The organism is Schaalia suimastitidis DSM 15538, assembly GCF_000429105.1.
In the GTDB taxonomy this organism is placed as follows: Bacteria; Actinomycetota; Actinomycetes; order Actinomycetales; family Actinomycetaceae; genus Pauljensenia; species Pauljensenia suimastitidis.
Window position 1 is genome coordinate 39,366 of record NZ_AUBF01000006.1, and the last position, 16,234, is coordinate 55,599.

General features: G+C 56.8%; 11 protein-coding genes. 6 read left to right on the forward strand and 5 right to left on the reverse strand.

Features of this window, described 5'->3' with window-relative positions; translation table 11 throughout:
• The first annotated feature begins 4 nt into the window (after positions 1-4).
• On the forward strand, positions 5-1,342 hold the full coding sequence (locus tag G438_RS0100260) for an alpha/beta fold hydrolase (protein WP_026459655.1): 1,338 nt from the start codon (positions 5-7) through the stop codon (positions 1,340-1,342).
• A 165-nt stretch (positions 1,343-1,507) separates the two neighbouring features.
• Here the strand turns inward: G438_RS0100260 and G438_RS11775 are convergent, their stop codons facing one another.
• Positions 1,508-5,935, reverse strand: a complete 4,428-nt coding sequence (locus G438_RS11775) for a glycosyl hydrolase family 95 catalytic domain-containing protein (protein WP_165569213.1) — start codon at positions 5,933-5,935, stop codon at positions 1,508-1,510.
• Positions 5,936-6,220: 285 nt separating this feature from the next.
• Between G438_RS11775 and G438_RS0100270 the strand changes: the two genes are divergently transcribed.
• From G438_RS0100270 to iolG, 5 genes are all read left to right on the forward strand, one after another.
• Entirely contained in the window at positions 6,221-6,943 is a 723-nt protein-coding gene (locus G438_RS0100270) for a hypothetical protein (protein ID WP_205618391.1), read from the forward strand.
• Positions 6,944-7,076: 133 nt separating this feature from the next.
• Complete coding sequence (gene nrdF / locus G438_RS0100275) at positions 7,077-8,036, forward strand: class 1b ribonucleoside-diphosphate reductase subunit beta (RefSeq protein WP_026459657.1); 960 nt, start codon at positions 7,077-7,079, stop codon at positions 8,034-8,036.
• A 152-nt stretch (positions 8,037-8,188) separates the two neighbouring features.
• A complete protein-coding gene (locus G438_RS0100280; protein WP_026459658.1) occupies positions 8,189-8,503 on the forward strand; it encodes a YbjQ family protein in 315 nt (104 codons plus the stop codon).
• 42 nt (positions 8,504-8,545) lie between these two features.
• Positions 8,546-9,325 (forward strand): DUF1684 domain-containing protein, encoded by a 780-nt coding sequence (locus G438_RS0100285; RefSeq protein WP_026459659.1) that lies wholly within the window; start codon positions 8,546-8,548, stop codon positions 9,323-9,325.
• A gap of 142 nt (positions 9,326-9,467) precedes the next feature.
• Positions 9,468-10,457: an inositol 2-dehydrogenase gene (gene iolG / locus G438_RS0100290; RefSeq protein ID WP_026459660.1), complete on the forward strand. Its 990-nt coding sequence runs from the start codon at positions 9,468-9,470 to the stop codon at positions 10,455-10,457.
• A 91-nt stretch (positions 10,458-10,548) separates the two neighbouring features.
• Here iolG and iolE read toward each other — a convergent pair whose 3' ends face one another.
• The 4 genes from iolE to iolB all read right to left on the reverse strand — a co-directional run bounded on the left by iolE (position 10,549) and on the right by iolB (position 16,233).
• On the reverse strand, positions 10,549-11,436 hold the full coding sequence (gene iolE / locus G438_RS0100295) for a myo-inosose-2 dehydratase (RefSeq protein ID WP_026459661.1): 888 nt from the start codon (positions 11,434-11,436) through the stop codon (positions 10,549-10,551).
• A 144-nt stretch (positions 11,437-11,580) separates the two neighbouring features.
• Positions 11,581-13,074: a CoA-acylating methylmalonate-semialdehyde dehydrogenase gene (locus G438_RS0100300; protein WP_026459662.1), complete on the reverse strand. Its 1,494-nt coding sequence runs from the start codon at positions 13,072-13,074 to the stop codon at positions 11,581-11,583.
• Positions 13,075-13,222: 148 nt separating this feature from the next.
• Positions 13,223-15,130, reverse strand: a complete 1,908-nt coding sequence (gene iolD, locus G438_RS0100305; RefSeq protein WP_026459663.1) for a 3D-(3,5/4)-trihydroxycyclohexane-1,2-dione acylhydrolase (decyclizing) — start codon at positions 15,128-15,130, stop codon at positions 13,223-13,225.
• Positions 15,131-15,348: 218 nt separating this feature from the next.
• Positions 15,349-16,233 (reverse strand): 5-deoxy-glucuronate isomerase, encoded by an 885-nt coding sequence (gene iolB / locus G438_RS0100310; RefSeq protein WP_034284512.1) that lies wholly within the window; start codon positions 16,231-16,233, stop codon positions 15,349-15,351.
• Position 16,234 lies beyond the last annotated feature (1 nt).

Genomic DNA, 16,234 nt, shown 5'->3' on the forward strand with positions numbered 1-16,234 from the left:
GCCTATGCGCACCACACGTTACCGCCAATATGGCTGCACTATTTACGAACACCGCTTCGACATGCCTGCCGACCATACGAGGCCCAACGACGGTAATACCACCATCGAAGTTTTTGTCCGTGAGGTGGTACGTGATGGAGGGGAAAACCTTCCTTACCTGCTGTATCTACAGGGCGGTCCAGGCTACGGGGCGCCTCGGCCAGGTAATTTCCACGACGGCTGGTTGGGACACCTCCTGAAGGACTACCGCCTGGTCCTCCTTGACCAACGCGGAACGGGACAGTCCACGCGCCTCGATGCGCGCCGCCTCGTCAATGATCCGCGTTTTTGCACCACCTCCGGCACCCTTGACGCACCCGCCCTTGCTGCCTACCTCATGCTTTTTCGTCAAGACCAGATTGTGCGCGACGCCGAGGTTGTGCGCGAAGCGTTAACGGGCGGCAAAATGTGGACCACCCTGGGTCAAAGTTTCGGTGGGTTTATTACCACCACGTACCTGTCTTTGGCACCGCATGCCATTGAAAAGTCATATATCACTGGCGGCCTGCCGGGCATGGTGCATATCGACGATATTTACCGGCGCACCTACCAGGCTACTGCCGCACGCAACGAGGCGTACCTGCGTCGCCACAGTAATGATGCGCAAGTCATTCGAGAGATTGCCGCGCACCTCCAAGACGTTGAGGAGTACCTCCCCAGCGGTGAGCGTCTGAGCACGCAGCGTTTTCGTATGCTCGGCCTTGGTTTAGGTACGCAGACACGAACGGACCTCCTGCATTATCTGCTGGAGGGCCCGTGGGTGCAGGTGAAAGGCACGCGACGCCTCTCCGAGCAATTCCTTGAAGATATCGCTGCTGAACTTGCGATCACACCAATGTATGCCGTGCTCCACGAAACGATCTACGCTGGTGCGACACCGGCGCTTGCGGGCACTGCAACCGCATGGTCAGCTGACCGTTTGGCCGAGGAAGTGCCCGGTTTTGCCAAAGATGCGAATCCTTTAGATATGTCCGAACCGTATTATCTGACGGGCGAACATATGATGCGGTCGCTCTTTACCGAAAGCCCTGCATTACGACCTTTCGCACAGGTGGTCGATATTTTGGCGACACGTACCGACTGGAATGCGGTTTATTTGCCTGAGGTTCTGAGTGATCTAGACGTGCCGGTTGCGGCAGCGGTGTACTACGACGACATGTTTGTTCCACGGGAGTTGTCAATGGACACAGCAGCCCTCATGAAGAATGTACGCACCTGGGTGACCAGCGAGTATCAACATGACGGGTTGCGCGCGTCAGGATCGCAGGTAGTGGAGCACCTTCAGTCGCTGCTGAATGAATAAATAAGGGTGCACGAAGCGTCGCTCACGGCGCCGACCAGCGCGTATACAAGATGCACGAGGCGTTATGTGCGCACTCTGCGCACCTCGCGGCGCTCGCGACCACGCATGCGCGTGCCGCTGCCCCATGAAAGAAGCAGCGGCACGCCCACAGCGACAGGGATTCGCCTAGTGGTCTTGGCGGCGTACCTTCATGGTCACTGCCCCCGCGGTTGCTAAGAGCATCGCGCAGGTGAGGAGCATAATGCCGTCAGACCCTGTCTTTGCCAGAGCTGAGCGCACTGTGCTGATCTTCGTTGTCTTCTGGCTGCCGACACTTGACGTGTCTTTCGTACCTGCAGTACCCGTATCGGTTTGTGATCCCGACTCAGTAGCATCACTTGCCTTCACGGTGACCGGTATGCGGACTTGTCCAAATGACCCTTTCGCAACGATGTGATGCTGGCCAGCAGGGAAATCGGCAGGGACATTCCACACCAGTGACACTGTGCCCGAGGCAGGTACGGTGAGCGTTGCAATGTGGAGTGGGTCTGAGTGTGCCTCTAGGATCACTTCGTCTCCCGGGGTCAGGCCGTTCAATGTGATACGGATGGGTTGACCCGCAATGAGTTCGGAAGCACCCAGGTCGAATACTGGCATGGGATTTCCTCCACCCTGGTCTGGATCCGGGGTATCGATTGGCGGCTGTGCTGGGTCGCTTGGCTGTGCCGGGTCGGCAGCAAAACCATGTGTCCACGACGTTACGGCATCGTCAGCGAAGACGTATCCATTTGCTGGCGCTGCGGTCACGGTGATGCTGGCAGGTGGTGCCACCTTGACGGTACCTGTCACCACAACGTCGTCGACTGTGTAAATGACGCCTTCAACGTGATGAATGGTGTAGGACTTTGCGTCATCATTCCACGTCGGTTCCAGTGGAGTGACCTGAGTTTCAAGTACGAAACGGTGGCTAAAGTCAATCGGCGCCTCATCGGGGATGTAGTAGCCGTCGTGCGGCACCGCAACGACTGTAACGGTACCCGTTTCTGTGGCGGCAACAGTGCCTGTGACGACTTCCCCATTGACGGTGTATGTCACGCCTTCCACTGTTGGAATCGTGTAGGCATGATCAGTGTCGTTCCATTCAGGTTCGATTGGTGTTACTGCCGTGGGCTGTGCTTTCACGGCGCCTGTTATCACGCCAATTTCAGCTACTGTCATATTGCCAGCGCCTGGCGCGTGCCGACTAATGCCACTGAGGCGAAGGTACTTGGCGTTGGTATTGAGTGGAACAATCTGAGCGCCTGCGGCGGTCGTGAAATTACCGGTGCTCACTGCGTCGCCCCAATTCACGCCGTCAGCAGACACGTGGATTTCGTAGGCATTGACGCGCCCATTTGTTGACCCGCCGGTGGTGCGAGCAGTGTAGGCAAAGCCGCAGATATCTGTCGCTTCAGGTAGTTGGACGGAAATCCAGTGTGGGCCTGCGCTAGTCCACGCGCTGTGCCAGAAGGTTGCAGCGTCGCCATCAACGGCTTTCACCATACCTGTTGGTTCAATCTCGGTGTGCTCAGAGGACGCCTGGTGAATCTGCGGTGTCGTCAGCTGTCCACAGGTTGCAGTCAGTGCCACCGACAGTTCGACCCGTTGTGTGCCGCTGGTGACGTTAAAGGGGAAGGTTTTGTCGCCGATGGCCCAATCGGTCCCTACCTGGAAGGTCACGCTACGGCTTTGGCCGGCCGGCACCTCGTCAATGGTTTGGGACCGGGTGTCCATGGTCCATCCTGCTGTGCGGGTTGGCCCTGCAACGACAACATCGTTGAGTACCCCGTCGCCCACATTGTGCACATTCACCGTGATCTGTGAGGTGAGATTGCCGCTGATCGAGGTGGTGCTGGCGACGATATCGGCGCGCAGTGTCGGGAATCCCGACAGCGCATAGCTCTTACCGGCAACCGTTGGGAAGGTGATGTGGGTGTCGTCTAGGACCGTGATGTCGACCGTATTGCCGTCACTGTCGCGAACCGAGGCGTTGGCGGCGTGAGGGAAAGACAGCGTCGCTTGTCCGCCGTCGTAGGAGAGGACCTTGAGTTTTGTGAGAGAACCACCCACCCAATCCATGTCGACTTCGAAGTTGCCGCGCGCACGCAGACCGTGGATCGAACCTTCGGACCACGCACTGGGTAGCGCAGGGAGGATATTCATGTAGTTGGCGTAGCGCTCGCCGTCACTTGCCACATAGGTGGCGTTGGACTGGAGCAGCATTTCGTTGACACCTGCGGTGTAACCAAAGTTGCCGTCAATTTGGAATGGGGGATGCGAGTCGAAAAGGTTGGGGTACATCCCGTTGCGCATCAGGGAGTTCACCAGTTCGTATGCGCGCTCCCCTTCACCGGTGCGTGCCCACGAGGCGAGGCGTTGGGCAAGGCCCCAGCCGGTGGAGTTGGTTCCGCGTTCAGTCAGAGACACGATTGCCGCATTCATAAACTCGGGCTGGTCTGCTGTGATGAGGTCGCCGGGGAATAGTCCGAGCATGTGGGACAGGTGACGGTGTCCTGATTGGAAGCTTTGGATTCGGTTGCCGTTATTGTCGCTACCAAGCGCACCTTCGTGGTACCACTCTTTGATTTGCCCGGAGTCGCCCACTTTAATGGGTTTGAGCAGGCTGAGGGTACATGCCCACGTGCGGTTGGCGTCGGCATTAACGAATGCGCCTTCGTTATTCCAGTCTTTGCTCCAGTTTTCAACGGTGCAGGCATCAACATTGCCGACAAGGTTCTGGTCAACGCCCAGGGCATTCGCCGCTTCAATAAGGTCATTAAATAGCTGCCAAATCAGGACCTGTTCATACACGTTACCGTCGGTGGTGGGGCCATGTTCAGGTGAGTAGGCCGGTGACGACACTAAGCGTTGTTCGCCGTATACATCGGTTGATCGGTGGAGTAATTTCTCGGTGTAAAGGGTCGCGCTTTCTTTCAGCAGTGGGTAAATCTGGTCACGCAGCACTGTTGTATTGCCAGTGAATTCGTAGTATTCGTAGACGTTTTGGAGGATCCACGGCACTGCGGCAGGTGACCATCCCCAGGAGAACTGGTAGCCCGGCGTGGTCCATCCATATGGCGTGTTTTCGGTGTGTGCCATAAATCCGGTCCCCGGCTCACCGGTCGTACCGGCGTAGACACGTGCTGTGATGCGGCCGGGAGTGACAAGGCCGTTGACGTAGTCAATGAGTGGCAGCGCGGAATCTGGCAGGTTACCTGAGTATGCGGGCCAGTAGTTCATCTGGAGGTTGACGTTCATGTGGTAGTCCGCCCGCCAGGGGTTCTCGCCGTTAACGTCTTTAGAGCAGGCTGCCCATAGGCCTTGGAGGTTGGCGGGCAGTTGACTTGTTGATCGGGACGAGGAGACAAGGAGGTAGCGTCCGTACTGGTGGACGAGGTTTTCTAGGTGGCGGTTTTGGGCGGGGGTATTGCGGTTGGCTTTGTAGCCTGCAAGTAGCGCATCGGTTGCTTGGCCGCCGTCGTTGCCTTTGAGGTCGAGGCGCTGGGCGCTCATTTGCGTGACAAAGTCTTCTGCGTGGTGTTCTTTGACGGTGTCGTAGCCAGCGCGAGCAGCGGTATCGACACGCTCATTGACACGTTGAGCTAGTTCTTCGGCTGTTTCGCCGTTGCGGTAGTTGGGGTGAATATTTTTGTAGTCGGTGGCTGCCGCCAGGTAAAAGGTCACAGATTGCGCACCTGTGACGTTGATTTTCTTCGCGTTGTCGTCAACGGTGGCACTGCCGCCGTCAACTTCGACACGGAGATGAGCGTTGTATTTCAGTCCGTTGTTGTGCAAGGCGCCCGCGACGGTGATGCTGTCGGGACGTACAGTCGTCACTTCGTTATTTTGTGCCGCATTTTGCAGTGTCGGCAAGGTGATACCCACATTGACGCTGCCGCCTTGGGCCGTGAGGCGTCCTGCGATGACATTATGCGGGTGGGACGAGAAGTATTCGCGCGTATATGTCACCCCGTCTTTTTCAAATGAGACATTCGCGATGCCGTGGTCGAGGTCGAGGTCACGGACGTAGTTGGTGGCCCCAGTAATGCCCTGGTCGAGGCGGAGTTTGCCAAAGGCTTGATAGCCGCCGTATTCGTTGGAGCGGTTATGCCCGCCAACGAGGTTGCGTGTGCCTGTGGTGGCTGCCGCTTGACTGTTACCTTCTTCGAAGAGGCGTTGCACGTCGCGCAGGGTGGCGCCGTTACGTCCGTGTGTGACGGAGTTTCCTCCGTCGAAGGTTGGGGTGGAGCCTGGTCCGCCGGTCCACAGGGTTTTTTCGTTAATCAGCAGTTCTTCGATGCCGGTTTCACCGTAGATGGTGGCGCCGAGGTCGCCGTTGCCGATGGGGAGTGTCGTTTGCTGCCATCGGTTGTCACATTGTCCGGATCCTGCTGACAGCGTCAGTGTGGTTGCCGAGGCGGGTTGGGCATACCACAGGCGCATGTCGCTACTGCCGTCGGCAGCTTCGGCGACTTCTTGAAAAGCGCCGACTGACAGCAGTGGAGTAAGGGCGAGGCTCAGCCCGGCTCCTAACGCAACGAGGCGTCGCGGGAGCGGCGTTGTCGTCGTTCTCATAACAGGGACTCCATTGTCGATTGTGTTCAATTCGATGGGCATTCGCGCAACATTGCGCACTCCTTGATCGTAACTGCCACAGCTTCACCATTTCAAGCCCCAATTTCACACGGGTCTACGAATAGAAGATTGTCGCCAACGTGAGTCCTTTACGACTGGACGAGGCCTCAGCGCGGTCAGCTTCAGCTACCTCACGTTACGGGTACGTATCCTTCGCGACTGGATAACGCATGGCCCCTCGGCGATATGACAAGCATCTGCGCACGGTTCCCGCTAGGCTCGTATGTGTCACCTATACCTGTTTGGGAGTTCACCATGTCAGATCTTTGCCCGTCATCAGCCTGCCAAGCAGTGCGGGAAACCCTCAACGACCAACCACAGGCATTAACGAATGCCGGCATTGATGCCGCCTTGACCTTTGCTTGGTACGCCATGCCTGACTTCATCCGCTCACGCGCACTTCGAACAGTGGCAAAGACCGGGCTTCTGGGCCTTTATGTGGCGCGCAATACAAAGGATCTCAGCGTGATGCTGACCGAGGAAGGCACCTGGGAAGACTTCGAGATGGCTATGGCCGACGACGAAGGTGTGGCTGCCAATGATCAGGGTCTGTCTAAGGACGCCACCGTTGACCTGGGCATTGATGACCTTAGTGTTGATGCCGACGACTCACTTGTCGACGCACACGGTGACGACTCTTGTGACACAGCCTGTTGCGGTGGGCAAGATGGTTGTGGTTGCGTCGTTGACCCCAGCGCTCACAGTATTCCTTTGATTGCTGCAGCCGTTGGTATTACCGCGGGTACTGTCGCGGTCACAGTCGCCTGCGAAAAGTGGCTGTTTGGCCGAGGCGAACGCGCCCGCACCGCAGGAAAGTCACTGCCTCACCTCAAGCAAGCGATTCCTTTGGCGTTCCTGGCTGGCGCTATCTCCTTTGGTGCGGAGGTTCTCCTTCACCGTGCCGAAAAGGAAGATATCTGGGCAGACGAGTACGACGAACTCAGCTAAGTTTGCGCTACCTGGTGTGACACTGCCTTCCTTGTTGTTCATTGGCCCGTGATGCCTCGGCATTGCGGGCCAATGAACGCTAGCCTTAGTCTCAACGAGATTATCCATCCCGGACACAAGGAAGGTGCCGACCGTGACTGAGCCGGTGTTTGAAGCCATCAACTGGAACCGTATTGAGGACGAGAAGGATCTTGAAGTCTGGGATCGCCTCACCGGCAACTTCTGGCTCCCGGAAAAGGTGCCCTTGTCTAATGACATTCAGTCGTGGAATACACTCACGCCTGAAGAACAGCTCATGACCAACCGGGTCTTTACGGGCCTCACGTTGCTTGACACCCTGCAAGGGACAATTGGCGCGGTCTCGCTCCTGCCTGATGCGCGCACCCCGCATGAGGAAGCGGTGTTGACCAATATTGCCTTTATGGAATCGGTCCACGCGAAGTCGTACTCGTCCATCTTCTCTACGTTGCTGTCCACCGAGGACATTAACGCCTCGTTCCGCTGGTCTCGTGAGAACCCTGCCTTGCAACGCAAAGCGGAAATCATCAAGTCGTACTACGAAGGCGACGATCCTGAAAAACGCAAGGTCGCCTCGACAATGCTGGAGTCCTTCCTTTTCTACTCTGGTTTCTATGCGCCGATGTACTGGTCCAGCCATGCGAAGCTCACCAATACGGCTGACCTCATTCGTTTGATCATTCGTGACGAGGCGGTCCACGGGTACTACATCGGCTACAAGTACCAGCTCGCCGTCGCTGAGTCCTCGCCACAACGTCAGGAAGAACTGAAAGACTACACGTACGCATTGCTCTTTGAACTGTATGAGAACGAAGAGCAGTACACCGAGGACCTCTACGATCCTCTGGGGCTGACTGAGGACGTGAAGAAGTTCCTGCGCTACAACGCCAATAAAGCGCTGATGAACCTGGGGTACGAGGCGCTCTTCCCTGCCGACGCAACCGACGTTAATCCAGCGATCCTTGCAGCCTTGTCACCCAATGCTGACGAAAACCATGACTTCTTCTCGGGATCTGGCTCCTCCTATGTCATCGGTGAAATTGTGGACACCGAAGACGAGGACTGGGATTTCTAAGCTTCATTGGGCACGGTCGGCTTTGGGTGTGCCCAATCCTGACCGTGCCTTGTCTTGAGCGCGCGTACGCCCAGCAGAGGACAAAGGCGCCGACCCGCAGTGGGAGCAATCGGCACCACCCGCCAACACAACACCTACTAAGGAGTAACCTGATGCTCGTTATCACCACACCTACGATCGAAGGACATCCCATCACGCGATACCTGGGCATGGTGTCAGGCGAAACAATCGCAGGGGTGAATTTCCTCAAAGACATTGGCGCTGGGCTGCGCAACCTTGTGGGCGGACGCGCAGAATCCTATGAGCGCGAAATGCGTGACGCCTCCATTGCTGCCGTTAACGAGATGTGTGGCCGTGCGGCACAAATGGGTGCCAACGCGGTTGTCGGCGTGAAAGTTGATTACTTTACAGTGGGCGACGGTTCTATGCTTGCCGCCTGCGCAACCGGCACAGCTGTGCAAATCTAGCGTCTGCCGCGCAAATACGTCACGTAACGAAAGGGTGCCATTATGTTCCCTACACCTGAATCCTGGACCGCGTGGCGCCGCGAGCGCACCGAAACACTGTCGCAGCCTCACGGTTGGCTTTCCCTCACTTCACTTACCTGGCTGAGTAACGCGCCGACGACACTGCCCAATTTTCCGGGCCAGTGGCGAGTTGAAGGCACTGGCCCACACACCGTAACGGCACTTTTTGACAAGGCAGATCAGGTACATGACGCCGACGGTGCGGTCAGCACGTCTTATGTCATCACCCTCAGTCCTGGTAGTTCCACCATGGACCTTACGTGGGGTGAATCTCGCGCAGAAGTCGCCCAACGAGGCGACGGCGTAATTGTGCGCATCCGCGACCCTCGTGCGCCTCGTCTATCCACTTTTTCCGGTGTGCCGTGCTGGGATTTTGACTCCTCCTGGGTGTGCTCAGCAATCACGACCTGGGAAGATGCCACGCCGGTTGAGGTTTCTTCTGCGCAACCTGGACTGCGTTCGCGCCTCATGCGCGTTGGCAGCACTGCGGTAGCGCTTCCTAACGGTTCCACCGCCACACTGATGGTGACTGGAGAACGTGACGACGCCTCAGTAATCTTTCATGACCTGACCAACGGGGTGGATACCCCCGATTGGCGTGTGGCGCCAATCATCGAGGCTGATTCGCGCACCTGGGTGGATTTCACGCGCTCGACAGTATTTCCTGCACATTTTTCGCCCTTTGGTACCTGCCCGATGCCTCCCGCAGGTAATTGTGTGGACATGAGAGTCGAAGCGGGTGAGAAAACGCCTCTCCCCTGAGCAATGGCGGTGCAGGCCAGCAGCACACCCACACCCACACCCATTTTGTCATCACATGGAGTGGAAAACTCTTAACATAGATCGTAAGATTCTTTCGGGGTGCTCACGCGTCCCATTCGTCTAGACACGAGGGAGTGCCTCTATGTTAAGAATCGGCCTAATTGGCGCAGGCCGCATCGGCCAAGTCCACGCTCGTTCCGTTGCCGCACACCCGGAGGCAACCCTTTCAGTCGTCGCCGACGTATATGCTGACGGCGCGCAGAAAGTCGCAGCCGCATACGGTGCTCGCGCAACAGCCGACGTGGATTCAGTGTTCACCGCCGACGATGTTGACGCTGTCATTATCTGTTCGCCCACGCCATTGCATGTGCCACATATCTTGGCAGCCGCACGCGCAGGTAAACCCGCATTGTGCGAAAAACCCGTGGCAATGGAAACAGCAGCCGTCGAGCAACTCCGCAAGGACCTTGAAGGCCTCAACCCGGTCGTGATGCTTGGTTTTAATCGCCGATTCGACCCGTCATTCAAAGCCATACATGACGCGGTTGAGGCAGGAAAAATCGGCACTCTCGAACAGCTCACCATTATTTCACGTGACCCCGCCGCACCACCGAAGGAATATATTGCAGTCTCAGGTGGCATTTTCAAAGATATGACCATCCACGATTTCGACATGGCTCGCTACTTCCTCGGCGATATCGTGTCAGTATCTGCCATGGGCCTTAACCTTGACCCAGCCCTAGCCGACACCGGCGATTTTGATGGGGCAGTCATCACCCTAGTCAACAGCGACGGCAAGTGCGCTACGATCACCAATTCTCGCCACTGCGCCACCGGATACGACCAACGCCTAGAAGCATTCGGTACCGAAGGCGCGCTATTTGCTGACAATGTGCGACCCACCACCGTTCGCTACTCGTCAGCACAGGCAAGTGACGCACTTGATCCCTACCTCGATTTCTTCCTCGAACGCTACGAGGCAGCCTATTCCAACGAATTGTCAGAATTCGTGTTGGCAATCAGCCAGGGACGTCGCCCTACGCCCGATATTGAGGACGGCGCAGCAGCACTACGTATTGCCGAGGCGGCAGCAGCCTCAGCTCAAAGCGGGACCGTCATCCGCCTCGACTAGCCCTATTTATCCCCAGCGCAATAAGCAAGAGAGCGGATGGCCACAATGCCTTCCGCTCTCTTGTCGTCTGTGCCGTTTACCTTCCCGAGCGTTACAACCCGAGGCTATCGTGCAGTGTCTTGCGTGCGAGCTTGGCATACTCCAAAGGATTGGCCAATGCTGGATCTTGCTCTGCCTCGACCATAAACCATCCGTCATAGTCGGATTCGACAACTGGACGCAGCAGCGTCGCAAAATCTGTTTCCCCGTCCCCAGGTACCGTGAATGCACCGTGAAGGACTGCGTCAAGGAATGACCAACCCTGCTCACGCGCCTGTTCAACAACTGCGGGACGAATATCCTTCAGGTGCATATGCCCGATACGTGGCAGATACTGTGCGATCACGTCGGCGGTGTTTTCGCCAGAAAACAGCAGGTGCCCATTGTCGACCAGCAGAAGGAGCGCATCAGGATCGGTCATTTCCATCAGACGGTCGATCTCGGCGCGCGTTTGTACACCTGTGCCCATGTGATGGTGGTAGGCCAGCCGCAGGCCTTTGTCTTTGGCCAAGCGTCCAAAGCGGTTGAGACCATCCGCCAAACGCTGCCATTCGTCGTCAGTGAAGGTCGGCTTGTCAGCAAAAACTGATTTGTCGCGCATCCCTTGAATAGAGTGCCCCTGCTCGCAAATATTCACACAGTCCGCACCCAAGGCCACCATGTAGTCACAAAATTCAAGGAAACGCTGTTCTTCAACCTCGTAGGTGCCAGTGGTGAGTAAACACCCGTGCCATGCCGCCGCAATACGGATACCACGCAACTGCAATTCCTTGTTGAGGACCGTCGGATCTTTAGGGTACTTATTGCCAATTTCGGTGCCCTCATACCCTGCCAAGGCGACCTCCGACAGGATCTGCTGGTAGGTGGTTTCACCTCCAAGTTCAGGCATGTCGTCATTGGTCCAGGCGATGGGGGCGCAGCCAAGGCGGATGCGGCTCATGGGTTCTCCTTATGTGGGGTGGTGGGGATGGCGACTGTGGGCCGAGGCGGCAACGCATTGCGCGCGTTCTTGGGGCCGTATTGCCGAGGCGGTGGCGGCGAGGCCAGGGAAGGGGTGAGAGCAGGCCCTGGCCTCGCCACGCACCTATTCTTCGCGTTGGAATGACATCGTCGCGCTGTAGGTTTTTTCGGAGGGCCAGCGCGAGGTGACCGCTTTAGCGCGCGTGTAGAAATGCACGCCTTCTGGGCCGTGGATATGTGTGTCTCCAAGCAGCGATTCTTTCCAGCCGCCGAAAGAGTAGTAGGCAACCGGGGTAGGGATGGGGACATTCACGCCGACCATGCCTGCGTCCACGTCAAGGGTGAAGCGACGTGCTACGCCACCATCGTTGGTGAAGATTGCTGAACCATTGCCGAATTCTGAGGCGTTGACCAGTTCAATGGCAGCCTCATAGGTGTCGGCATGAACGATGGTCAGGACTGGGCCAAATACTTCTTCATAGTAAACGGGGGCATCCGTGGGTACCCCATCGAGGATAGTGGGGCCCAGGTAGTGGCCATTTTCGTAGCCGGGTACCACCAAGTGACGTCCGTCCAGGACAATATCGCAGCCGCGCTGTTCAGCATCGTCGATCAGTCCGGTGATGCGTTTCTTTGCGGCAGCGTCAATGACGGGTCCCATTTCGACGCCTTCATCCATGCCATAACCAACGTGAATCTTTTCGGCGTGGGCTTTGATGCGTTGTGCGAGTTCAGGACCGCAGCCTCCGACGGCAACAACCACAGGCAGAGCCATGCAGCGTTCTCCAGCGGCACCGAATGCTGCTGCGCTAATGTGTTGAGCCGCAAAATCCAGGTCGCAATCAGGCATGACGATGGCGTGGTTATTGGCTCCGCCAAGGGCTTGGACACGTTTGCCGTGTGCCACACCGGTGTCTTGCACGATGTGGGCCACGGGGGTTGAGCCAACGAAGGAGATGGCGTCAATACCCGGATGTTGAAGGATGGCGGTGACCATATCGCGGTTGCCTGATAGGACGTTGAAGATACCGTCCGGTAGCCCTGCTTCTTTGTAGAGCTCGGCTGTGAGGAGGGCTGCGGACGGGGTGGTGGAGGCGGGTTTTAAAATAAAGGCGTTGCCGGTGGCGATTGCGACAGGGTGCATCCACATGGGCACCATGGCTGGGAAGTTGAAGGGGCAGATACCTGCAACAACACCGACAGGTTGGCGCATTGTGTGGATGTCAACGCCACTGGCAATGTCGAATGAATGTTCCCCTTTGAGGGCAATATTGATGGCGGTGGCGAAATCAAGCGTTTCGCGGCCGCGTTGGATTTCGCCGATAGCATCGGAATAATTCTTGCCGTGTTCAGCGACAATCATTTTGGCCATTTCGTCTTGGTGATCCAAGACAAGCTGACGCATGCGGAACATCACTGCCACACGCTTGGACAACGGTGTGCGTGCCCAGGCTTTTTGGGCTTCGCGGGCGACGGCCACCACATGGTCAAGGTCCTCATTGGAGGCTTGAAGAAGCTGCGCTTCGATTTGGCCGGTCCCGGGGTTTTCTACCGCGAAATGGCCAACGGGTTGGCCAGCGTAGTAGGCACCATTTACCCAATGTTCAATTGTTCTCATCTTTATGACCGCCTTGTCACCTTTGATTCTTGGAGATTTCGTGCCACAACAGCAACACGCCTCACTTAATAGTAATATACAGAATCCTATTTGTCATTACATAGGTGTGGTCCGGTTGCGCTCAGACCGGACCACACCCACATCACAATCAGCGCAAGTAATGGCGCTGCGGCGCCCGATTAACCACATGCTCCTGGTAGGCACGCTGGGTACTCTCCAAACGGGACACCTCACTGACCGGTACATCCCACCATGACGACGACGGTGGATTTGGCCCGCACAGATCTGTCTCAATATGAATCATCGTGGCCCGAGGCGACGCCTCAGCCTGCCTGTAAGCCGCCTTAAACTCAGCAATGGTATGTACCTCAATGACGTCAATACCCCAAGACCGAGCATTGGCAGCAATATCCACATCAAGTCGAATACCCTCACTGGTATGCGACGCGCCTACGCCGCCAACACGGTAACGCGTCCCAAAACGCTGCGAACCACGTGACTCAGACAGTGCCCCAATGGAAGCGAAACCATGGTTTTGCAACAGGACAAAGATCGCCTTAATTCCCTCTTGAGCCACCGTTGCCAACTCCATGGGAAGCATCTGATACGTGCCGTCACCAACGATAGAGACCACCTGTGACTGTGGCCGCGCCAACTTCACGCCAATTGCTGCGGGTATCTCGTAGCCCATGCAAGAGAAGGCGTATTCGACGTGGTATTGCACAGGGGTGCGCGCACGCCACAGTGCCTGAAGATCCCCCGGCATTGAACCAGCAGCATTAATGACAATATCGTCCTCACCCATGAGTTCATTGAGCGCACCAAAGACCTCCACCTGAGAAGGAAGCGGGCCATGATCGCAATGGGTAAGCTCATCAACCACCGCATCCCACGCAGCCTTCACCTGCTCAATTTCATCCGAATACGCCTGGCTGACCCGATACTGTGCCAACGCCTCGGTAAGCGCACGAAGCGTTTCGCGGGCGTCCGCCACCAACATCTCACCCCCGTGCTTGACTGCATCAAAGGCCTTCACGTTGATATTGATGAAGGCAACATCGGGATTCTTAAACTGCGTATGTGACGCCGTAGTGAAGTCTGAATACCGGGTGCCAACGCCGATCACAAGGTCCGCCTGGTCCGCGAGCACATTCGCGCTGGCCGCCCCCGTTGAACCGACGCCACCGACTGCACACGGATGATCGAAGTTAATGGCGCCCTTACCCGCCTGCGTATCAGCGACAGGTATCCCTGTTGCTGAGGCAAATGCACGCAATTCTTCACTGGCTTCAGAGTAAATGACACCACCACCTGCAATAACGAGTGGCCGCTGAGCTGCGGCAATTTTCTTCACCGCACGCTCCAGCGAAGCGTAGTCTACCGGCGTGCGGCGTACATGCCACACACGTTTGTTAAACATTTCAACAGGGAAATCGTAGGCTTCGGCTTGCACATCCTGCGGCATAGCGAGTACCACCGCGCCAGTGTCTGCCGGATCGGTGAGGGTACGCATCGCCTGCATCAGCGAAGGGAGCAGCTGCTCTGGACGGTTAATGCGATCAAAGAAGGCCGCCACCGGACGGAAGGCATCATTGCAGGTAGTGTCTAACGTTTGGGCATTTTCAACCTGCTGAAGTACCGGGTCAGGAAAACGTGTAGCAAATTGGTCTGATGGGAACAAGAGGACAGGAAGTCGGTTTGTTGTCGCCAAGGCGGCACCCGTCACCATATTGAGAGAACCTGGCCCGATCGAGGCGGTGCACATCAGGGTTTGCATTCGGTTCGTAGTCTTAGCGAATGCTGCTGCCGCATGAACAGCACCTTGTTCATTACGTGGCATGATGTACGGCATTTCGCCACCATCGGGCGCCGAGTCCACTTCGTTTTGCAAAAGCGCTTGGCCGATGCCCGCAACATTGCCGTGGCCAAAAATACCCAGCGCTCCAGCAATGAGACGATGCTCCACCCCGTCACGCTCGGAGTACTGGTTGACGAGGAATCGGATCGTCGCCTGTGCCACGGTGAGGCGCACAGTTTCTTGTTGGGCATATGTCATGGGTTTCTCCTTGCGGCGTTGTTCGAAAATCTAGTGTGCCTGCGGGCGCAGCGCGACGAGGCGGTGGCGAGTGAGGGAATGAGTAGGGTCGTCACTTAGTGGCGCAGCTTGGCGAGTGGGCGGTATGCGCCTTGGGGGGTGCGGTGTAGGTGGGTCGGTCAGTGGTAGCACTGGTGGTGAGTGGTGACACACGTTAGTCAATGGATCGTGTCCGTGGGTCACCGGGCAGGATTCATCGGCGTCATCGGCAACCGAGGATCAACCACCTGGTCATCCCACGTAGTACGAACCCATGTGTGATGAGGGTCGTCGGTCATCAGCCATGTTGAATCCTCGGCCGGCCCTGCCATGACATTGAGGTAATACAGGTCGTATCCCGGAGCAGCGATAGATGGACCGTGATACCCGTAGGGCATAATCACCATGTCACCGTGGCGAACTTCCGTACACACATCAATATCGTGGCCTGGCGACGGGTAAATGCGTTGGATCGCAAAGCCTTCAGCGCCATCTGCGCCTGAGCGAATTTCGTAGTAGTAAATCTCTTCAAGGATGCGTTCAACATCTGTGTGTTCGTCGTGCTTATGCGGTGGGTACGATGACCAATTACCTCCGGGGGTAAGTACCTCGCAGGCCAAGAGGTGCGATGTTTCCACGTCATTACCCAAAGCGTAATTGTTGACTTGTCGCGAGGCCGGGCCTGCGCCTCGTAAAGTCGTCACTACCTCGCCGCGTGGGCAGTAGCGGATCGGCAGGTCGTGGGTTGCCTTCGAGCCAGGCAAGGCGATGCGCGCACCCGCCTCACTGCCGAGGACCACATCAACGTTGCGGGGAATATACGCGTAGTCCGTAATGTCAGTAAATACGCTATCACGGCCTGTAATAACGAAATGCTCACCATCTACGTCAACGACGCATCCACCAGAAAGCGGCAACACCAGATATTCCGTTTCACTGCCTGCGATTTCAACGCTGCTACCCGGGGCGATTTCTACGACGCGCAGCGAGGACCATTGCCACTGAGCATCCTCAGGGGTGAGGTCAACCGCGTACGGCCCATGTGATGTGGAGCCAGCGCGGCGAATATAACGATCTTGTGTCATG